The sequence below is a fragment of the Chitinophaga sp. 10T418 genome, from assembly GCF_056394125.1.
The window spans coordinates 111,021-132,754 of record NZ_JBFTHG010000006.1; the positions used below are offsets into that span (position 1 = coordinate 111,021).

The following is a 21,734-nucleotide window of genomic DNA, read 5'->3' on the forward strand; positions in this document are numbered from 1 at the left end:
TATTGCAATATAATCGTTTATCCCTATAGCCCTTTTTATTCACATTTTCTGATATTTAGCTCGTAATAAGGGCTGAAATGGCTATATTTGCCTTTATCTGTTTTGAGCAGAAAAAACTGTAAATCAACACACAAAATGACAGAGCATACGGAAAATCATCAGGAAGGGAGAATTGTCCAGATAAATATCGAGGAGCAAATGAAAACGGCCTACATAGATTACTCTATGTCCGTGATCGTAGGCCGCGCCTTACCCGATGTGAGAGATGGTTTGAAGCCTGTGCACCGCCGCGTTTTATTCGGAATGAATGAACTGGGGAATCACAGTAACAAAGCCTACAAGAAATCAGCGCGTATTGTGGGTGAGGTAATGGGTAAATATCACCCACATGGTGATGCTTCCATTTATGACACCATTGTACGTCTGGCGCAGCCCTGGAGCATGCGTTATCCAATGGTGGATGGTCAGGGTAACTTCGGTTCGGTAGATGGAGACATGCCGGCAGCGATGCGTTACACGGAGATCCGTCTGCAGAAGATCGCAGAGGCCATGCTGGAAGACATTGAAAAAGAAACGGTAGACTTTACCAACAACTTCGATGATACCCTCGAAGAACCTACTGTACTGCCAACCCGTATTCCAAACCTGCTCGTAAACGGTGCCTCCGGTATCGCCGTAGGTATGGCCACCAATATTATGCCCCATAACCTCAACGAGGTAGTGGATGGTGCCATCGCCTATATCGAAAACAAAGAGATCACCATTGAGGAACTGATTAAACACGTAAAAGCACCTGACTTCCCAACAGGCGGTGTTATTTATGGTTTTGAGGGCGTTAAGCAGGGATTTGAAACCGGAAGGGGCAGAGTAGTGGTAAGAGGTAAAATTACCTCAGAAACGGCTAAAAACGGCCGCGAAAAACTGATCATTTATGAATTGCCTTACCAGATCAACAAGGCCGTTCTGCATCAGAAAATTGCGCAGCTGGTAAATGATAAAATTATTGAAGGCATTTCCGATGTACGTGACGAAAGTGACCGTGAAGGAATGCGCCTGGTAATTGATCTGAAAAGAGAAGCTATCTCTAATGTGATCATCAACCAGTTATTTAAATATTCCGAACTGCAGACATCTTACGGTATCAATAACGTGGCGCTGGTAAAAGGCCGTCCACGTATCCTGAACCTGAAAGATATGATCGGTGAGTTCATCGACTTCCGTCATGAAGTAGTGATCAGGAGAACCCGCTTTGACCTGCGTAAAGCAGAAGAAAAAGCGCATATCCTCGCTGGTTACCTCATCGCACTGGATCACCTGGATCAGGTAATTGCCCTGATCCGCGCGGCTGCTACACCGGAAATCGCGAAAGATGGCCTGATGAGCGAATTCGGTTTGTCTGAATTACAGTCCAAAGCTATACTGGAACTGCGTTTACAACGTCTGACCGGTATGGAACGCGACAAGATCCGTGCTGAATACGATGATATCATGAAGCTGATCACTTATCTGAAAGAAGTACTGGACGATGAAGGATTACGTATGAAAATCATCCGCGAAGAACTGGAAGAAGTGAAAAAGAAATTCGGTGACGAACGTAAAACAGAGATTCAGTACCTCGCCAGCGAAATGAGAATTGAAGATATCATCGCAGAAGAAGACGTGGTAATTACCATTTCTCACCTGGGTTATATCAAACGCACCTCTGCTTACGATTACCGTCAGCAGAAACGCGGCGGACGTGGCGCCATCGGCGGAAAAACACGTGATGAGGATTATATAGAACACCTGTTTGTGGCCTCTACGCACCATACCATGTTGTTCTTCACGGAAAAAGGCCGCTGCTACTGGCTGAAGGTTTACGAAATTCCGGACGGAGAAAAGAGCGGTAAAGGACGTGCCATCCAGAATATGATTCAATTACCAGGCGATGATAAAATCCGCGCCATCATTGATATCAAAGACCTGGGCGACAAAGATTTTATCAATAACCATTATATTGTACTTTGTACCAAGAAGGGTATCATCAAGAAGACCATGGTGGAAGAATTCTCCCGCCCTCGTCAGAACGGTGTAAATGCTATTACCATCAATGAAGGCGATGAACTGCTGGAAGCTAAACTGACCACCGGTGACAGCCAGATCATGATGGCCATTCAGAGTGGACGCGCTATCAGATTCCCTGAAGCAACCGTACGTGACACAGGTCGTGGCGCTATCGGTGTAAGAGGAATTGAGGTAGACAGCGAGAACGATGAAGTGGTTGGTATGGTTTGTGTTAATAAAGACGACGATCAGAAAACAATCCTGGTGGTTTCCGAGAAAGGTTTCGGTAAACGTACCAATATTGAAGAGTATCGTATTACCAACCGCGGTGGTAAAGGGGTGAAAACCATTAACATCACTGAAAAAACCGGTAATCTGATCGCAATACTCGATGTAACAGAGAAACACGATCTGATGATCACTTGTAAATCAGGTATCACCATTCGTATGGCCGTTGCAGATATCCGCGAAGCAGGTCGCGCCACACAAGGTGTTAGATTGATCCGCCTGGATGACAGCGATGAAATTGCTGCCGTAGCACGTCTGGACGAACAGGAAGTAGTAGAAGCCATCCCTGATGAAGAAGGTGTAGAGGGTAGCGAAACACCAGCTGTAGCCACTGACGAGACGCCAACTGCTGAAAGCAATGATGCTCCTCCGGAAGAAACCGCCGGCGAAGCAGCACCAACAAACGAATAACTTAGTTAAAAAACAGGCAACAGCTCCTTTAGGAAGAACTGTTGCCTGTTCCTGATAAAAAATACAGCCAGCTCTTAGTGGTAACGGGATTGCTGGTTGTATTATTATTTATTAGAGCACCATACTCTTATTGTAATCAGCAACTAAAAAAAACAAAAGCATGAAAAAATTATTGGTATCTCTTCTCTTTTGCACGGCCGGTGTATCGGTTATGGCGCAACGGGCAAAAGTTAGCAGTGCGGATGAGAACCTGAAGAAGCAAGATCTGGAAAAAGCCAAAGCGGACATTGACGCAGCATTACAGAACGATAAAACCAAAAACGAAGCTAAAACCTGGCTGGTAGATGGTAAAATCCTCGAAGCAATGGGCACCAAACAAAAGAACTCCGCTTTAGCCGGAGATGCTTTTGCCGCTTTCAAGAAAGCATTGGAAATAGATCCTAAAATGAAAGAGGCAGTTCTGGAAATGAACCAGCCTTTGTTCAATGTATACGCTACCATTGCTAATGCTGGTTATGCTAACCTGAACGAACAGAAATGGGATTCCTCTCTGATCAACTTCAAAAAAGCTTTCGAAGTAGCTGAATTCTACAATGGTAAAAATTTAGGTGGTTCCATTCCTACAGATACTGCCCTGACTTTTTACGTTGGTTACGCTGCTAACCAGGCAGGTAAAAAAGATGACGCTTTCACTTACCTGAAAAAAGCAGCAGATCTGCAATTCAAAGGTGAACCAGCACTCTATGTAATCCTGGGTCAGCTCTACGAAGAAAAAGGCGATCAGGCAAACTGGCTGAAAACCATTGAACAAGCTAAAGTTTTATTCCCTAAGGATAAACGCTTTAACGACATGGAAATGGCTTTCTACAGCAAAACCGGTAAGACAAACGAATTACTCGGTATGCTGGAAAAGAAAATTGCTGACAACCCAAGCGATGAAGCTGCAGTACTGGACTACGCTATCCGTGTAGACAACCTGGCTAATCCCCGTGATGATAAAGGTAATGACGCTCCTAAACCAGCTAATTACGAAGAACTGATCGGTAAAGCGGAAGCAGCTTACAAAAAAGCGATCGAAATGAATGCCGCAGATGCTACCGCTAACTTCCAGTTAGGTGCTCTGTATTTTAACCGAGCTGTTGTTTTTAACAAAGAACTGAACGGTCTGGATAGCAAACAACAATCTTCTCCTAAAGCAAAAGAATTACAAGGTAAAGTGGAAGGTCTGATGAACCAGGCATTACCTTTCTTTGAAAAAGCTGATGCAGGTTTTACCGCTAAAGCCAGCAGCCTGGATCAAAGCGACAAACAAACCTACGAAAGCTGCTTATATGCTTTACAGAAGATCTATGCAATCAAAAACAACACTGCTAAAGTAGAAGAAGTGAAAAAGAAACTGGACGGTTTGAAATAATAGCAGCTACTATACATATCATTGAAAAGAGTCCACCTCGCGGTGGACTCTTTTTTTATGCTCCTTTTTCAGCAACCTGAGGGCACAAAAAAATCCCGTCAACCTGAGGTAGACGGGACTTATTAACTCAAACGCTTTATAGCTTAAATTATGCTTTCTTAGCAGCAGCAGGTTTTGCTTCAGCTTTCTTAGCAGGTTTTGCAGCTTTTTTAGTAGAATCAGCAGCAGGCTTTGCAGCTTCAGTTTTAGCTTTTTCTTTCTTAGCTGGTTTAGCAGCTGGTGCTTGTGCGAAAGAAGCAGCAGAAATGCTCATTACTACTACAGCGGCGATCAGGCTTTTTTTCATGATAATTGTCTTTTAAAATGATTAGATGATGAATGTGTTGTTAAAATTTCTACAGTAAAAATACAGCAGGAGAGAAGGCTTTTAGGCTAGGTTTCGGTGAAAAGGGAATTACTGTCGTTGAACAAGGAAAAATGTACGGTAATGTACGCTGCGAACTATAATAAAATATTGATCGCTTCCTGTACGGCCTGTATACACAGTTGTTTCAGGGTATTGAACTGCCCGGCTACTACATTGGGATGGTAGTTATTTTCCTGCAGTTTTTCCAGTGGCTCCAGTATAGGATAGAGATGTGCTTCCAGCCCTATAAATGAAACGGTTGTTTTTAAGTTATGAGCGTTGGCACGGATCGCGGTAATGTCTTCTGCTACCACTGCTTTTTTCAGAAGAGACAGCTCTTCAGGCAGTTGTGCAATGAATTGCTCCAGCATCGTTTTTTCGAAGTGCAGATTGCCCTTGGAAAGATCGTGGAGGTAGTGCATGTTAATCAGCTGTTGCGGAGCGTTACCATTTTCATGCGGATGATACCAGGCTGCCGGCAATTCCCGGGGCGGCAATTTGCCAATGTATACCTGGATCATTTTATAGAGTTCCTCTTCAATAATAGGCTTTGAAATATACTCATTCATGCCCATCTGTAAACATTTTTCCCGTTCTCCAGCCATGGCATGTGCTGTCATAGCAATCACCGGAATCGTGGAGTGCAACTCATTGCGGATCGCCTGTACGGCAGAATAGCCGTCCATTTCAGGCATTTGTATATCCATCAGCACCAGGTCGTAATGTTGTTTATCCAGCGCCTGTAATACCTCTTTGCCATTATTGACAATCTTATATTGCAACTGCCAGCTACTCAGCAGATGACGAAGCAGGTTCTGGTTCATTTTATTATCTTCTGCCACCAGCAAACGTACATCCGGATGCAACGGTAACTGATCATTCTCGCTAAAATAAGTATTACCTTCTTCAGAAAGCGATTCTCCCAAAGTATAAGGTAATTCTACTTTGAAAGTAGCGCCTTCACCGGCTTTACTTTCCACGGAAATAAAACCATTCTGCAGTTCTATCAGTTGTTTTACAATGGTTAACCCCAATCCTGTTCCTCCGAACTTGCGTGTGGTAGAGGCTTCTGCCTGGTTAAAGCGATCGAATATACTATGTAGTTTAGAGGCATCTATGCCAATGCCGGTATCACTAACGGTAAACAATATACGAACAGCCTTTTCTTCCGACCATACCTTTGTTACGTGAATGCGCACTTCACCTTCGTTGGTGAATTTAACCGCATTGCTCGTAAGGTTTATGAGCACCTGTGTCAGCCGCATCACATCTCCATATAAAATATCCGGTACTTCTTCATCAATGGTAACGGACAACTGCAGTTGCTTTTCTTCTGCCTTGGGTTTGAACATGGTGTTCACACCATGTAACACACTGCGCAGGCTAAAAGCAGTGGCTTCTATGCGCATCATACCGGATTCTATTTTAGAGATATCCAGTATATCATTGATGATCTCGAGCAAACTTTGCCCGGCATTTTCAATAACGCCTACATATTCTTTTGACTTATCGTTGAGCGGCTGCGCTTTTAACAGATGAGTAAAGCCCAGCACAGCATTCATGGGCGTACGGATTTCATGGCTCATATTAGCGAGGAACTGGTCTTTTACTGCTGCCAGCCTTTTCTCCTGTTGCTGTGATTCATCCAGGGCTTCTATGAGTTGTTCCTGCCGGTGGATACGGCTGGTAATATAAAGGAATGCCAGTAAGCTGGTTAAGCAGGCAAAGAATACCAGCACGGTTCCCCAGCTTTGTGCTTTTTGCCCGCTGCTGTCAATCAGGTGAGTAGTGCGGTTTACCTCTGATTGCCGGGTAGTATCCAGTTGCCGGATAATGCTGGTAATGGCTTCTCCGAGCCGTTTTCCTTTCTGATTATTGATCATCTTTTCAGCGGCCCATTTGCCATTGCTGTAAAAGGTATCCAATACCATCAGGTTAAAGTTGTTCTTCTCATCCACCAGGTAATTGAGCTGGGTGAGGAGCTTTTCTGTACTATCGTTTTTGATGATTTTATTAATCTCTTTGAGGTCGGCTTTGATGATGGCAATTTCAGCTTCGATGCCGGTGATGTGGGTAGTATCCTGGGAAATGACCGCCCCGCGCACTTTGCTATCGGTTTTGGCCATATTGGTTTGCAACTTCTGCAGCTCATTTTTTACATTCAGCTCCTGCAGTAGTTGCTCATTGCCTTTGATCAGCTTGCGGATATTGTTGGAAGAATTAAACTGCAGCACAACAAATAACACCATTCCGGAAATGAACAGGCCGAGGAGGTAATATTTGATTCTTTTTGGCTGCATGACAGTTTAGTACATAGTAAACGCTGATATAGGAACGCCAGTTCATTAAAAGTAGGAAATTATTCCTTAGTTCTCTAGTTATTTAGCCTCAGAGCACAATTACTCTGAGGCTAAATAATAGAAAAAATCAATAATGAATTGTAATTATTTCGCTTTCGGTGCAGCAGGAGCAGCAGCTGGTTTGGCTGCTTTATGATGATGCTTTGCATGCTTTTTATGAGCAGGAGCTTTCGCTGTCGCTTCTTTCTTAACTTCTTTTTTAGGTGTTATTGCTTGTGCAAAAGATGATGCACTGATAAACAACATAGCTGCAGCGATGATAATACCAAACTTTTTCATGGTTGTATATTTTAGTTAGTGATCAATTGTTTGACGACCTAAAGATACATCCACTTCAAAGGCAGTTGCATAACTTATGGCCCAACAGGCAGCAGCTATCGGTCAAAAAGGATAAAGTGTCGTTGAGCTACAGGAGATTCAGTTTATTATTCAGCGCAGAGCGGTATGCATCCGCTATGGGTATAGCATTCTTCTGAATGAGGATAGTACCGTCTTCTATGGACTCAATTTTGTCAAGCGCTACGATATAAGAGCGGTGTACACGCATAAACTTACCGGTAGGGAGCTTTTCTTCCAGTGCTTTCAAAGTAGTGTGTATAGCGTGAAATTTCTGAGGGGTATTTAGTTTAACATAGTCACCCATCGCTTCCAGGAAAAGAATATCTTCCGTACGTATTCTTTTTAATATGCCATTATCACGTATAAAAACAAACTCCGTATCAGATACCTGCAGTTCCCGGTTATTGCTGTCAAAAATTTCTTTGGCCTTTTCAATAGACTGTATAAAACGGGCAGGTTGTACCGGCTTGATAAGGTAATCGGCTACGTTCAGCTCAAATGCTTCTACCGCGTATTCTTTTTTTACCGTGGTAAAAATGATCACTGGACGTTTTTTACCCAGGTTACGGGTTAACTCCAATCCGCTCATGCCGGGCATTTCTATGTCCAGCAGGAGGAGATCTATTTTCTCTTTCTGTAAAAGATTATAAGCTTCCATCGCGCTGCTGCACTCGCCAACAACGTGAAGATGCTCTACATGGCTGGCCAGTTGCTTCATGGCGGTCCGGGCCAGCTTATTATCATCTACTATCAGGCAATTCATGCGGCTAATTTAAGGACAAATCATAATATAAAATCATCTCAGCCGCAACTACGATGCAGTTTTTTCCGGGAGACTTATACTTTTAATTTTTACATTTGTAATCATGAAGTGGCTACTTTATATATTAAGCTGTTATATACTGCTGTTGTCCTGCATCCCATGCACGGATAACAATGCGGTGAGCAGTAGCCCGGGAGTGTCTTATGCACTGCTGACCCCTTCACATAACCATGAATCACAACCAGACTTCTGCTCTCCTTTATGTGTATGCAGTTGTTGTAATGTGCAGGTAACCCCTGTTACTCCCGTGATCGTTTATTTCTACATGCAGCAGGTAATCCTTGATTATCCTGTTTTGCCGGTTAATCCGCTCCCTTCTTCTTCAGATAATATCTGGCAGCCCCCACAGCTGGTTTAATAATGTTTTATGGGATGTTTTTGCTATGAGCGTATCAGTGCCTTTAAAGGGTACAGATATGGTTCAGGTACATCATTTTATTACTTATTGAATCAATCATGCTGGATAAGATCATTCGTTTCTCTGTGAGGAACAAATTAGTTATTGGTATCCTTACACTCGTGCTGGTGGCTTGTGGTACCTACTCACTGTTACGCCTACCCGTAGATGCGGTGCCTGATATCACCAATAACCAGGTACAGGTGATCACACAGTCACCTTCGCTCGCTGCACAGGAAGTAGAAAGGCTCATTACCTTTCCGATAGAACAAACCATGGCGGTTATTCCCGAACTGGCGGAAGTCCGCTCTATATCCAGGTTTGGATTGTCTGTGGTGACTATCGTATTTCATGACGATGTAGATATTTATTGGGCACGGCAACAGGTAAACGAAAAGCTCGGAGAAGCTAAAACCAATATCCCACCAGGAATAGGAACACCGGAGATGTCACCCATCTCCAGTGGACTGGGAGAAGTATATCAGTATGTACTGCATCCTCAGAAAGGATATGAAGACAAGTTTAATGCACGTGAACTGCGTACTGTTCAGGATTGGTACGTAAGACGACAGCTGCTGGGTACACCCGGTGTGGCGGAAGTCAACAGCTTTGGTGGTTTGCTGAAGCAATACCAGGTAACCCTGAATCCTGATAAACTGCGCAGTTACCAGCTGAGTATTGCAGATGTGTTTAATGCATTGGAAAGAAATAACCAGAATACAGGCGGTGCATATATAGATAAAAAGCCTAATGCTTATTTTATTCGCAGCGAAGGCCTGATTGGTAACCTGGCGGATATAGAGAAGATTGTGGTGAAGAATATCCCGAACGGCCTGCCCGTGCTGGTACGAGATGTGGCGACAGTACAGATAGGTGATGCTGTACGTTACGGGGCATTGACCCGCAATGCCAGCGGTGAAGCCGTAGGTGGCATCGTGATGATGCTGAAAGGGAAAAACTCCAATGAGGTGGTAAGGGCGGTAAAAGCCCGGATTGCACAGATCCAGAAGACATTGCCTCCGGGTGTAGTAGTAGAGCCTTTCCTGGACCGCAGCGAGTTTGTTGGCAGGGCAGTAGGGACGGTACAGAAGAACCTCATAGAAGGGGCGCTGATCGTTATTTTTGTATTGGTGCTGTTCCTCGGTAACCTGCGCGCCGGGCTGATTGTAGCCTCGGTGATTCCTTTATCCATGTTGTTTGCCATTTCCATGATGTACCTGTTTGGGGTGTCCGGTAACCTCATGAGCCTGGGAGCGATCGACTTCGGGCTCATTGTAGATGGGGCGGTGATCATTGTGGAAGCCACTTTACACCACCTGGCCGGTAGAAATAGATCTGAAGGTCTGCTGCGGTTATCGCAGGCGGAAATGGATACGGAAGTATATGACGCTGCCAGCAAAATACGCAGCACCGCTGCTTTTGGTGAAATCATCATCCTGATCGTTTACCTGCCTATCCTGGCACTTACCGGTATTGAAGGGAAGATGTTCCGCCCGATGGCGCAAACAGTTTCTTTTGCCATCCTGGGTGCGTTTATACTATCACTCACCTATGTGCCGATGATTTCGGCCTTACTATTAAGCAAAAACCTGGATAATAAAATCACGATCTCAGATCGTATGATGCGCTTCTTTCAGCGTATATACGATCCCGTTATAAAGGGGGCACTACGGGCAAAAGCCCTGGTAACGGGAACTGCCATCCTGCTTTTTGTAATAGCATTATTTTTATTTGGCAAGATGGGGGGAGAATTTATTCCTACCCTGGAAGAGGGCGACTTCGCCGTGGAAACCCGATTACTCACCGGGAGTTCATTGTCCGAAACCATTGACAAAGTAAGTCTGGCTTCCGGTATATTGATGACGCAATTTCCGGAAGTAAAAGAGGTGATCGGCAAAATAGGCGCCGCGGAAATCCCCACGGATCCAATGCCCATGGAGGCCTGCGATCTGACCATTTTATTGAAACCTAAAAAGGAATGGACCAGTGCCCGCAGCCGCGAAGAGCTGGCCAACAAAATGCAGGAAGCGCTGGAAGCTATACCAGGCGTCAGCTTCGGCTTTAGTCAGCCTATACAGCTTCGGTTTAATGAACTGATCTCCGGCGTGAGACAGGATGTTGGGATCAAGATCTTCGGGGAAGACCTGGCCACGCTGGCCGGGCTGGCTGATAAGATTGGCGGCATTGTAAACCGCACTGCCGGCGCCAAAGACCTTTACGTAGAACAAACAGGCGGTCTGCCACAAATAGTGGTAACAGCTGATCGGGATAAGATAGCCCGTTACGGACTGGATATTGCCACTATTAACCAGGCAATCAACACTGCCTTCGCCGGACAAAGCGCCGGACTGGTATATGAAGGCGAGAAGCGTTTCGACCTGGTACTCCGGCTCGATCAACAGAGCCGTCAGAGCCTGGCGGATGTACAAAACCTATACATTACTACTCCCTCGGGCAACCAGGTACCGCTGGCAGAAGTGGCCAACGTAAGTATGACGATCGGGCCTAACCAGGTGCAACGGGAAGATGCCAAACGCCGCACCATTGTAGGCTTCAACGTACGCGGACGTGATATTGCCAGCGTTGTTACCGACATTGAAAAAGCAATAGATAAAGAAGTGAAATTACCGGCCGGCTATTTTATACGATACGGCGGTCAGTTTGAAAACCTGAAAGAAGCCAATCAGCGTTTATCCGTGGCTGTGCCCATTGCGTTGTTACTCATTTTCGGACTGTTGTATTTCACTTTCCGTTCTGTAAAACAGTCGTTGCTGATTTTCACCGCCATCCCCATGTCGGCCATAGGAGGGGTGTTCGCCCTGTTAATAAGAGGACTGCCTTTCAGTATCTCTGCCGGCGTAGGATTCATTGCCCTGTTTGGCGTAGCGGTATTGAATGGTATCGTGCTGATAGGAGAATTTAACCGTTTAAAACAATCAGGCCTTCGTGATCTGAATAGTATAGTACTAAATGGAACGGCTACACGCTTACGTCCTGTGCTGATGACAGCATTTGTTGCGTCGCTTGGATTTTTGCCAATGGCGCTGGCCACCAGCGCAGGCGCGGAAGTACAACGGCCGTTAGCTACCGTAGTGATCGGAGGATTGATTACTTCCACATTGCTGACACTATTGGTATTACCCTGTTTATACATCTATTTTGAAAAAGGCTTTTCAAAACAAAAATTATGAGCATCAGGATATTCATCTTTTTAATGTTTCCATTTTCGGTATTGGCGCAAACGCAGCCACTCACCATGGAAACCGCTGTACAACAGGCCTTGCAGCAAAACAAAGGACTCAAATCGGCAGACGCGTCTATCGATTATTACCGGAAACTGGTAGGTACCAGTGCAGAACTTCCCAAAACGGAATTGAGTCTGCAATATGGGCAAACGAATAGTTATGTATCCAATGATAACAACTATAGTGTTTCCCAGACGATTCCCTTTCCGTCTTTATTTGGCGCAAAAAAGCAACTGAATAATGCCCAGGTAGAGAAAGCTGTTTGGCTGAAGGCTGCTACAAAAAATGAACTCATTTACCAGGTGAAACAGATATATGTACAATTGCTGTACCTGCAGGAAGTGAGGGCGCTGATCATTCACCAGGATAGCCTGTTTACCAATTTTGCCCGCAGCGCTGATCTGCGCTACAGAACCGGCGAAAGCAGGATGCTGGAAAAAACAGCAGCAGAAGGCAGGTTAAATGAAGTGCGTAATTCCCTGCGGCAAAATGAAGCGGATATTAAGATATATACCGCGCGCCTGCAGGCCCTGTTGGGTACCACCGCACCAGTGACTATTTCAGAGTCTGTGATCCCGGAAGCCAATATGCCTCTGAGCAGTGACTCCATGGCCGTAGCGGCGAATCCGCAACTGCAATACCTGAAACAACAAATCAATATTGCAGAGAAACAGCAGAAGGTATTCAAAGCCGCCATACTGCCGGATATCACGGTGGGCTATTTTAACCAGTCATTTATAGGTAACCCGTTAAATGCCTCCGGATCGCCGCTGGCTACTAATAGTAACCGGTTCCAGGGATTCCAGGTAGGACTGGCGTTACCACTCTGGATGGGACCCCTCAAAGCAAAAGTGAGGGCGGAAGAAAAGCAGCAACAAGCCGCTAGCCTGCATTACGATAATAACGTGATTCAGTTGCAATCGCAATACGAACAGGCCGTTCAACAGTTTATTAAAAACCGCAACAGCCTGGAGTTTTACCAGCGTACCTCGTTGCCCAATGTAGAATTGTTATTGAAGCAATCCGAGAAATCATACAGTAGCGGCGACATTGGTTATGCAGAATACTTCCTGAACCTGGAACATGCGCTGGCAGCCCAGCAGGGCTATTTGCTGGTGCGCAACGATGTAAAACAGGCGGAGTTATATATGGCTTTCCTGGCAGGACAACCGTAATGTAGCGCTGTTAGTAATAAACCGGCTACCTCGTCTTAACCGGCCGGCAGTCACATTCATAAAACGATTCATCATGCAACAATTAAAAAAATATATCCTTCTTCCTGTTATAGCAATGGCTGCTGCCGTGTTGGTGGTTTCCTGCGGTAATAAGCCGGACGCCAATAAAGCTACGGAGGCCCACGACCATGAAGAAGAAGCCGGAGTAGTAGAACTCACCGCCGAGCAATTTAAAACAGTGGGCATCGCCTATGGTAAACCGGAAAACCGGCAGATCAGCGGCGCTGTAAAAGTAAACGGACTGCTGGATGTGCCTCCGCAGCAGCAGGTAAGCATTGCGGTACCGATGGGTGGTTTTGTAAAACAAACGAGTTTACTGCAAGGGATGCGGGTAAAGCAGGGACAGGTAATAGCCGTCCTGGAAAACCTCGACTACATACAAATGCAACAGGACTACCTGGAAGTAAGAAGTCAGCTGGAATATGCCACGAAAGAATATGAGCGTCAGCAGGAGTTGGCCAGGGAAAACGTAAACGCCCTGAAAACGCTGCAACAGGCCAAGGCCACCTGGCAAACCCTGCAGGCTAAAGAGAATGGGCTGAAACAGAAATTGGCGGTGTTGAACATCAATCTCGCTTCTTTGGAAAAAGGGAATATACAGCGCACCGTAAACATCACTACGCCTATCAGTGGGTACGTTACACAGGTAAATGTTAACCTGGGACAGTTTGTAACGCCGGCGGATATCCTGTTTCGTATTGTGAATACAGAGCATTTGCATGCCGAGCTAACCGTATTTGAAAAAGATATTCCAAAGCTGAAACTCGGGCAGCTGGTGCGTTTTACCTTGGCGAATGAAACTAGCCAGCGTACGGCCACCGTGCACCTGATAGGCCGCGAAATCAGCCCGGAAAGAACGGTAAGGGTACATTGCCACCTGGAGCAGGAAGACACACAATTGCTGCCGGGCACCTATTTACAGGCCATGATTGAAACCGGCGCCGGCAACGTGAAAGCGTTGCCCGATGCAGCCGTTGTTAATTTTGAAAACAAGGCGTATGTGTTTATGAAAAAGCCAGCCACAGATAGTAGTTTCCATTTTAACATGGTGGAAGTGCAAAAGGGCAACAGTGAACAGGGATACACAGAGGTGACCTTTCCCAAAGATGCGCCGGATGCTGATATCGTAGTGACGGGTGCATACGATCTGCTGGCCAAGCTAAAGAACAGTGGAGAGCATGAAGGCCATTAGACATTTTTTATAAGATGATCTTCAGGCGGCTACAGCTGCCTGAAGACTTTAACCCGGATTCCACCATAACGTTCCAATGCTTTAGAATTTAAATAATTTCATATATTTGAAATTATTAATTAATAAAGCAATGAGTTATTTAAGATGGCCGGCCCTTTTAGGGGCATTACTTTTCAGTACCCTGGCATTTGCCCAGGTACCTGTTGTAACACTAGGGCCCGATTTCGGGGAGCCGGGAGATGGTTGGGATAAACTGATGCAGTTAAAGAATGGTAATACCTTCTACCTGCATTTTTCAAAAAAAGAGGGGCTGTCGGTATCAGTGTATAATGCGGCGCATGAATTAACGGTAACGGATACACTCCATACACAACAATGGAACAGCAGCGATCTGGAGTCCACGGAAATAGATGGTATTTATGAAATAAACGGGCAGCCGGTCATCTTCCTGCAACAACTGGTAAAATATAACCCGGTGTTATACCGGTTGGTACTGGATAGCGAAACAGGTAAATTATTGCGGGAGGATAAACTCGGGGAATTGCCATCTATTCAGCATCGCAGCGTGTTTGTAGAAGATAACCTGGCATCGCATGATATTTTTGTAGAGAAAGATCCTAACAGCGACTATTACGCCGTGGCGTTATTTTCCGGGGCTGCTATTCAAAAAAATGACAGCATTCATGAACGCATACAAATCCTGCATTTTTCACCCACGCATGACATCATAAATAAGGGTTGGTTTTACATAGCAGATACTTCGTATAACTATTTCAGTTATATCAGTATGGCGGTAGCGGGTAAAGCGAAGGTATACCTTGGTACCGTAGCATTCAATGCTAAACGTGCAGAAGGGGATGCAGGTCCCAAGGTACTCTTTTCCATGCTGTCGGCAGATTCGGCTACGTTCGCCCACCATGTGTTGGATTATACCGCCGGCGCAGGTAATGTAGGTGGTTATATTCAGGCAGCACCGGCAGTGGGGCAGGTACGCATGGTATTGTATATACCCGCAAAGCAAAAGGAAGGTGGCAGCGGTATTATCATGAATACTTTTCAGGCGGCTACCGGCAAGTTAAAGAAGCATGTACAACTGGTATTTCCGGAACTGGCCCGCAATGTGGAAGTGAACCTGGGGTATAAAGATCCCTACAAAGGAACACCACAACGGTTACTACTAAACGAAGATGGCAKCAGTACTTTGTTAATGGAAAACCTCTCTTTCTTTAAGCAAGGGAATTCGCAGATCAATAAACTCCATACTAACCTGGGAGATATTGGTATTGCCCTGCTGGACACTATTGGGAGAGAAAATACCACCATGGCTGTTTCCAAATACCAGGTGATTACAGGCATCTGTGAGCCCTTCCAGTTGCAACGCCGCACTAAAAGTGAATGGATGTTCCGCAACAAAATTGCAGCGCTCAATACCAACACCTGGCTCTCCTACGATTATATTCCGCGCCCGGATGTTTCTTTTGTATTATTCAATGATTACCTGCAATACCTGGATACCGGTGGCTCCGACAAAGTACGTAAGCCGTTGAAATTCGCTACAGACGCTAATTTCGTTTGCTACCGTTTCTATAAAGGAAAGATGGAAAGAATGTTTTTGTTTGGCGCTCCTGAAGTAACAAAAGGATATGCATGTATGATGGGCGCAGCAGATTACGATGCACAAAACGGCGTATATGCTACGGTATTGATTTCCCGTAAAGGATTGGATAAGAAAGCAAACATTGCCTGGATAAAATTCTAAGTTATAGCTCAGTCCACCCTGCTGGAATTTCTCCCAGCCTGAACTGATTCACCGCATTATGCGCCAGGCGCGTAGGTTCTGGCAGCCGGTACCCTTGAATGCATTGTTGTAAGATATCGAGGCTACCGGCAACATCCGTCAGGTGACCCGGAGATACAAAAATCGGTTTGACTTTATTTTTGCTGCGCAGTACATGACCCAATACCTGCCCCTGTTTATCTGTGAGTGGTGTATGGCTGCCTTTCTCCGGTGCAGGTTCTTCATAATTACCGAACAGCTTTTTCTTGGCACTGCCTATCGTGGGCTGGTTGGTCAGTACACCAAAATGTGTGGCAATGCCCATGCGCCGCGGATGCGCAATACCATGACCATCTACTACTAGAATATCTGGTTTTACAGGAAGCTGCTCCCAGGCATCCAGCAGGGCGGGCACTTCCCGGAAAGCAAGGAAGCCAGGTACATAAGGAAACAATACTTCCTTTTTTACGAGGCTATAACCAACGGGCGTAAGCGATGGAAACTTTAGTAATACAATGCCCGCATATACGGTGGTGCTGAATTTATTAAACGAAATATCAGCGCCTGCTATGTAATTTACCGGACCTTGATAGGGAATGATCTGGATTTCAGATTGCATTTCCCGCTGAATACGGGTGGCTTCTGGTACCGTTAGCTCATTATAGTTGATCATGAATTCCGCTGTTTATGATTCCATTCAGAAAAGCTTCAGCTGATCACCGTTCTTTGGCGGGGCTGGTTTTACAGCTTTCCCAAAAACAGTTCTGCCGCCGTATCGCCAGGAGTCTTGTCGTTCCTGTTCTATGACGTTATCAAAATTGGTATTAGGCTCAAAGTCCTTTTCTATTTGCTGGGAGAGGGCAGACAGTTTGCGTATGGCATCCTTCTTATCCGACTCACCTATTTTAGCCTTATGCAGAGCTTCTTTGAGCGTATGAATGGTTTCATCGTATATCCTGGTAGGTACCGGGAAGGGATGACCATCCTTACCTCCATGGGCAAACGAAAACCGGGCCGGGTCTTCAAACCGGGAGGGAGTGCCGTGTATTACTTCGCTTACCAGCGTGAGTGACTGTAACGTCCTCGGACCTACGCCTTCCAGCATCAACAGGGCTTCAAAGTCGGCAGGATGGGTATCATGCGCCAGTGCAAGTACACTGCCCAGTCTTTTCAGGTTCACATTTTCTGCTCTCACATCGTGGTGAGAAGGCATCAACAGGTTGCGTATCTCCGGCAACAGGTGTACGGGCTTTTCCTTTGTCAGTTGGAGAATACCTGATTTGGTAACGTTGGCCTGCAGATCGGTCAGGTTCAGGATCTGTCCCTGGTTACGTCCGTAGATAAAAGTATGAGGTGCTTCTGTAAACGACTTAAAGGCAGAAGAATGCCAGTGGTAACGCCTGGCCATACTGCTGGCATCATTCATTCCCTGTTGTACCACAGCCCATTCGCCTTCATCAGAGAGGATAAAAGAATGCAGGTATAACTGGAAGCCGTCCTGGATGGCGGTATTGTCTACTTTGGCGGTGAGCTTACTGCTATATACCAGTTGATCTCCCGGCAGGCCGGTTTTATGTGCAATGGCAGTCAGTTCCGCCGGCGTTTGTTTGCTGTGGCGACCTTTGCCACCACAGATATAAATACCCAGTTCAGCCGAGCGGGGATTAATGGCTTTCTTTAAAGCGCCCATTACGCTGGTGGTTATTCCTGAAGAGTGCCAGTCCATACCCAACACACAACCCAGTGCCTGAAACCAACAGGGATCGCTAAGCCGCTTTATCACTTCCCCTTTACCGTAGTCGGTCACAATGGCCTCTACAATGGCGCCGCCCAAAAGGCTCATGCGCTTTGCCAGCCAGGGTGGTACCTGTCCATAGTGTAAAGGCAGATCTGCATGTGATGGCATATCAAATTAATTAAGAAGATGGTTACGATGGATTCGCCTGCACCTGGTACTGAAAGATATTTGCATTCTGTAGCAAAAACTCATCTAACTTTTCCATTTTGCTGCGGTGGCCCCGCACAACGTAATTTACTTCTATGATATTTTCCTTCCGCACTACCATCAGTTTTCTATATTTCAGGTGGAAGCCCTGTAGGATATTGTCAACATCCATGTGTGGAAATTTCTCTTCATAAAAGTAAAGTGTGTAGAGACGCTTATCATTTACTTCCGCAATTTTTCGTTCCACTATTTCAAGTGTCACCAGTACGATCAACGAGCCCACCAGCGCGGCTATAGCCAGCCAGTACTGGCTCATACCAACCGCCATCCCTATCGCGGCAGCGATCCAGATAGCGGCCGCAGTGGTAATACCATCGATCGTATAATCTCCTTTAAAAATTACACCTGCACCGATGAAACCCACGCCTGTAAGGATGTTGGAGGCTACACGATCCGGAGAATTGGGGAATCCCAGTTCCGCAGAAAGTATCGTGAATACCGCACTGCTCATACATATCAACGTCATGGTACGCATCCCTGCGGCCTTGCGTTTATATTCTCTTTCCAGTCCCAGTAATGCTCCCATAACCAGTGCTATCAGCACTTTCAGGATCTGATCTTCTTCTATGACCTGCAAAACATGCTTCATACGGTGAAAATATATTATTACAAATGTACGCGTTGGCACAATTCTTTCCTGTAAGAAAAAGTGACAGCCATTTAAACTGTTTGTCCTGACGAGTGTTATGGCTACAGTTACTAACCATAAATTTATTTCATAATGGAACCCTTTTTTTACAAGACTTGTGTGGTATTATGTATAGCCGGAATGCTCAGCATTTTTCTTTTTGCCTGTAGCGGCTCTAAAGAAGCCGGCAGGGAAGCTGATTCTGCTGCGGTGTCTATCCCTAAAGTTGATAGCACCAGTGTGATTCCCGTTGATACCACCAGGACCAGGCCCGATACCGCCCGGTTATAACCAATGATCCTGTTTAAGGTGTGACTTTGTTAACTATACAAACCTGATTTACTTCACCCTTAAACAACGGTATTATGAAAAAAGTCACGAACATGTTCATGCTGGCAGGAGTAGTAGCGTTATTCCTTGGAGCATGCGGCAACGGCAATAAGCCGGCATCAGATTCAACGGTCACTGTTGAAGATACAGCAGGCCTGATAAATCCAGACACCGTTCCGGCAGCGCAAGCACCACCCGGGGCTATCAATCCCGGGGAAGATTCATCCCGTTTCGGCACTGGTGCCGGGGACTCTTCCAAAAACAGACCGCGGCGTTAAATTCGCAGCATGACGCCTCCGGCGTTTGTTTTTCTGCAAAAAGAGAAACAAACACCGGAGGCGTTATAAATTTTATACCGCTTTTTGCAATATATTTGGATACACTTCGTCTACCTCTATTAACAAAGACTTATATCCGAAATGCAAAACGACCTTACAGCCACGTCACCCAAAAAGCCCATTAAAGTGGCGTCCCTGAAAAAAACATTCCGCCTGTTTCGTTATGTTAAACCCTACTGGCCAGAATTTGCACTGGGCCTGCTTTTTCTCTTTATTTCCAGCCTGGCCGGACTAGCTTTTCYGAAATTATTGGGCAACCTGGTAGATCCTGGCAGTAATACGCATCTGATTAATGGCATGAATAAGGCCGGCGTCATGATGATTGCCGTACTGATAGGGCAAGCCATTTTCTCCTTTTTTCGTATTGTATTATTTGTAAATGTAACAGAGAAAACGCTGGCCACACTCCGCCAAACCATTTACAGTCACCTGATCCGGCTGCCAATGAAATTTTTCCTGGAAAGAAGGGTGGGAGAGCTGAGCAGCCGCATCTCATCTGATATTTCCCTGTTGCAGGAAACATTCACCACCACCCTGGCTGAATTTATCCGGCAAATGATTATCATCATTGGAGGCGTAGTCATATTATTGATTACCTCTCCTCAGCTGACCGCCTTTATGCTGGCCATTTTACCAGTAATGATGGTAGGCGCCGTATTTTTTGGAAAATTCATCCGCCGTTTTTCCAAAGAAGTACAGGAAAAGGTAGCTGCCTCCAATACCGTAGTAGAAGAAACGCTGCAGGGAATCCTGAATGTAAAAGCATTCGCTAACGAATTTTTTGAAATAGCCCGTTATCGGCTACGAACCAATGAAGCCGCCACCATTGGGATAAAAAGTGGTAAGTATCGTGGCGCTTTTTCTTCTTTTATCATCATGGGCATTTTTGGTGCGCTGGTAGCAGTGATCTGGAGAGGGGTAGCCATTGGCATGCCCACATCTTCCCTGTTATCTTTTGTGCTGTATTCTCTTTTCATAGGCGGCTCTATTGCTGGCCTGGCGGAGGTATATACCAACCTGCAAAAGAGCATCGGGGCAACAGAACATTTGCTGGAAATACTTGATGAACCAGCAGAACCCATCACACCGGTAACGGAAATTGCACGGGAAAATCAGCTGGATGGGCAAATCAGTTTCCGCAATATCTCTTTTCATTATCCTTCCCGTCCGGATCTTTCCATCATGAATAACGTATCATTTGATGTATATGCTGATCAGAAGGTTGCATTGGTAGGACCTAGTGGCGCCGGTAAAAGCACCATTGTATCCTTACTGTTACGCCTGTACGATCCGGTAAGCGGCAGCATCCTGTTCGATGGTAAAGAAAGTACATCTTTCCCTTTATCACAGCTGCGTTCACAAATGGCAGTGGTGCCGCAGGATGTATTCCTTTTTGGTGGTACGATTGCTGAAAATATCGCCTATGGTAAACCTGGTGCCAGCTTTGAGGAAATGGAAGCAGCAGCGAGACAGGCCAATGCCTGGGAATTCATACAGCGGTTCCCGTTAGGACTAAACACAGTAGTGGGGGAAAGAGGCATACAACTTTCCGGCGGACAGCGGCAACGCATCGCCATAGCGAGAGCAGTATTGAAGAATCCCCGTATCCTGATCCTGGACGAAGCTACATCTGCACTGGACTCCGAATCAGAAAAACTCGTGCAGGATGCATTAGATAAATTGATGGAAGGACGCACCTCTATCGTTATCGCACATAGACTCGCCACCGTAAGACAAGCCGATAAAATTATTGTGCTGGACAAGGGGCATATCGTAGAAGAAGGTACACACAGCGAATTGATAGGACTGGATGGATTGTACAGAACACTGAGCGATATGCAGTTTGCGAGTTAAGCTTTTAGCCATTAGCTGTTAGCTTTTAGCAAATGCAGCGGATAAAATTATATAATATCAACAAAGAAGCCCTTCCGTATACCGGAAGGGCTTCTCCTATTAAAATATATCTTCCTCTCCGCTGCATTTACTAAAAGCTAACAGCTAATGGCTAACAGCTATTCCTCACATATACGGCTTCATTTCTTCATCAATATCTTTACGTAAATCCATTAGCTTTTTCGCATAGCCTTCCATGCTGATTTCACTGGCGGTTTGCGGGATCCACTTAGGCACTGGCACCGTTTTACCGGTATCATCTACGGCTGCAAAAACCATCACGCAGTGAGTCGTTTTTGTTTTCTGCTGTTGTCGCGGATTGCCGGCAAATACATCAATGGAAATATGCATGCTGGTGTTGCCGGTATAAATAATTTTAGCATTGATTTCTACCAGGTCCCCAATAGAAATAGGCTTAAAAAAACGAATACCTCCCACATAAATCGTAACAGCATACTGTCCGCTCCAGTTGGCCGCACAGGTATAACCTGCCTGGTCAATCCACTTCATAACGGAGCCTCCATGTACCTTTCCGCCGAAGTTTACGTCTGATGGCTCGGCCAGGAAACGTAGGGTGATAGTGTGATAAATAGAATCCATAAGTGTTGTT

18 protein-coding genes are annotated in these 21,734 nt (G+C 45.6%); 10 read left to right on the forward strand and 8 right to left on the reverse strand.

Annotated features, from left to right (window positions below; genetic code table 11):
• Positions 1-135 precede the first annotated feature (135 nt).
• Together gyrA and AC1DCV_RS18635 are read left to right on the forward strand one after the other, a co-directional pair.
• Complete coding sequence (gyrA, locus tag AC1DCV_RS18630; protein ID WP_477024564.1) at positions 136-2,742, forward strand: DNA gyrase subunit A; 2,607 nt, start codon at positions 136-138, stop codon at positions 2,740-2,742.
• A gap of 160 nt (positions 2,743-2,902) precedes the next feature.
• Positions 2,903-4,156: a tetratricopeptide repeat protein gene (locus AC1DCV_RS18635; protein ID WP_441575096.1), complete on the forward strand. Its 1,254-nt coding sequence runs from the start codon at positions 2,903-2,905 to the stop codon at positions 4,154-4,156.
• 148 nt (positions 4,157-4,304) lie between these two features.
• On the opposite strand, the gene AC1DCV_RS18640 is transcribed toward AC1DCV_RS18635, so the two are convergent.
• The 4 genes from AC1DCV_RS18640 to AC1DCV_RS18655 form a co-directional block, all read right to left on the reverse strand.
• Positions 4,305-4,502 carry a hypothetical protein gene (locus tag AC1DCV_RS18640; protein ID WP_441575095.1) on the reverse strand — a complete coding sequence of 66 codons (198 nt, stop codon included), beginning with the start codon at positions 4,500-4,502 and terminating at the stop codon, positions 4,305-4,307.
• A gap of 155 nt (positions 4,503-4,657) precedes the next feature.
• A complete protein-coding gene (locus AC1DCV_RS18645; protein WP_477024565.1) occupies positions 4,658-6,862 on the reverse strand; it encodes a hybrid sensor histidine kinase/response regulator in 2,205 nt (734 codons plus the stop codon).
• Between the two features lie 144 nt (positions 6,863-7,006).
• Entirely contained in the window at positions 7,007-7,201 is a 195-nt protein-coding gene (locus AC1DCV_RS18650; RefSeq protein ID WP_477024566.1) for a hypothetical protein, read from the reverse strand.
• 127 nt (positions 7,202-7,328) lie between these two features.
• Positions 7,329-8,024: a LytR/AlgR family response regulator transcription factor gene (locus AC1DCV_RS18655; protein WP_477024567.1), complete on the reverse strand. Its 696-nt coding sequence runs from the start codon at positions 8,022-8,024 to the stop codon at positions 7,329-7,331.
• Between the two features lie 103 nt (positions 8,025-8,127).
• Here AC1DCV_RS18655 and AC1DCV_RS18660 point away from each other — a divergent pair, with 103 nt between their 5' ends.
• The 5 genes from AC1DCV_RS18660 (at position 8,128) to AC1DCV_RS18680 (ending at position 15,912) form a co-directional block, all read left to right on the forward strand.
• Positions 8,128-8,442: a DUF6660 family protein gene (locus AC1DCV_RS18660; protein ID WP_477024568.1), complete on the forward strand. Its 315-nt coding sequence runs from the start codon at positions 8,128-8,130 to the stop codon at positions 8,440-8,442.
• A gap of 98 nt (positions 8,443-8,540) precedes the next feature.
• Positions 8,541-11,672 carry an efflux RND transporter permease subunit gene (locus AC1DCV_RS18665; protein ID WP_477024569.1) on the forward strand — a complete coding sequence of 1,044 codons (3,132 nt, stop codon included), beginning with the start codon at positions 8,541-8,543 and terminating at the stop codon, positions 11,670-11,672.
• Complete coding sequence (locus AC1DCV_RS18670) at positions 11,669-12,901, forward strand: TolC family protein (protein ID WP_477024570.1); 1,233 nt, start codon at positions 11,669-11,671, stop codon at positions 12,899-12,901. Before AC1DCV_RS18665 ends, AC1DCV_RS18670 begins: the two co-directional genes overlap by 4 nt.
• A 73-nt stretch (positions 12,902-12,974) precedes the next feature.
• Positions 12,975-14,153, forward strand: coding sequence for an efflux RND transporter periplasmic adaptor subunit (locus AC1DCV_RS18675; RefSeq protein WP_477024571.1), 1,179 nt, complete (start codon positions 12,975-12,977; stop codon positions 14,151-14,153).
• A gap of 130 nt (positions 14,154-14,283) precedes the next feature.
• Positions 14,284-15,912 carry a hypothetical protein gene (locus AC1DCV_RS18680; protein ID WP_477024572.1) on the forward strand — a complete coding sequence of 543 codons (1,629 nt, stop codon included), beginning with the start codon at positions 14,284-14,286 and terminating at the stop codon, positions 15,910-15,912.
• 1 nt (position 15,913) lies between these two features.
• On the opposite strand, the gene nfi is transcribed toward AC1DCV_RS18680, so the two are convergent.
• Genes nfi through AC1DCV_RS18695 form a run of 3 tightly spaced genes read right to left on the reverse strand, consistent with a single transcriptional unit; the run spans position 15,914 to position 18,524 of the window.
• The gene (nfi, locus tag AC1DCV_RS18685) at positions 15,914-16,603 is read right to left on the reverse strand and encodes a deoxyribonuclease V (protein ID WP_477024573.1); all 690 of its coding nucleotides are present in this window, start codon (positions 16,601-16,603) and stop codon (positions 15,914-15,916) included.
• Between the two features lie 24 nt (positions 16,604-16,627).
• Positions 16,628-17,836 (reverse strand): DUF763 domain-containing protein, encoded by a 1,209-nt coding sequence (locus AC1DCV_RS18690; RefSeq protein WP_477024574.1) that lies wholly within the window; start codon positions 17,834-17,836, stop codon positions 16,628-16,630.
• A 22-nt stretch (positions 17,837-17,858) separates the two neighbouring features.
• Entirely contained in the window at positions 17,859-18,524 is a 666-nt protein-coding gene (locus AC1DCV_RS18695) for an MgtC/SapB family protein (protein WP_477024575.1), read from the reverse strand.
• A 132-nt stretch (positions 18,525-18,656) separates the two neighbouring features.
• Between AC1DCV_RS18695 and AC1DCV_RS18700 the strand changes: the two genes are divergently transcribed.
• The 3 genes from AC1DCV_RS18700 (at position 18,657) to AC1DCV_RS18710 (ending at position 21,085) form a co-directional block, all read left to right on the forward strand.
• A complete protein-coding gene (locus AC1DCV_RS18700; protein WP_477024576.1) occupies positions 18,657-18,854 on the forward strand; it encodes a hypothetical protein in 198 nt (65 codons plus the stop codon).
• 74 nt (positions 18,855-18,928) lie between these two features.
• Entirely contained in the window at positions 18,929-19,171 is a 243-nt protein-coding gene (locus AC1DCV_RS18705; protein WP_477024577.1) for a hypothetical protein, read from the forward strand.
• 141 nt (positions 19,172-19,312) lie between these two features.
• Positions 19,313-21,085, forward strand: a complete 1,773-nt coding sequence (locus AC1DCV_RS18710; RefSeq protein WP_477024578.1) for an ABC transporter ATP-binding protein — start codon at positions 19,313-19,315, stop codon at positions 21,083-21,085.
• A 165-nt stretch (positions 21,086-21,250) separates the two neighbouring features.
• Here the strand turns inward: AC1DCV_RS18710 and AC1DCV_RS18715 are convergent, their stop codons facing one another.
• Positions 21,251-21,724, reverse strand: a complete 474-nt coding sequence (locus AC1DCV_RS18715; protein WP_477024579.1) for an acyl-CoA thioesterase — start codon at positions 21,722-21,724, stop codon at positions 21,251-21,253.
• Positions 21,725-21,734: the final 10 nt, after the last annotated feature.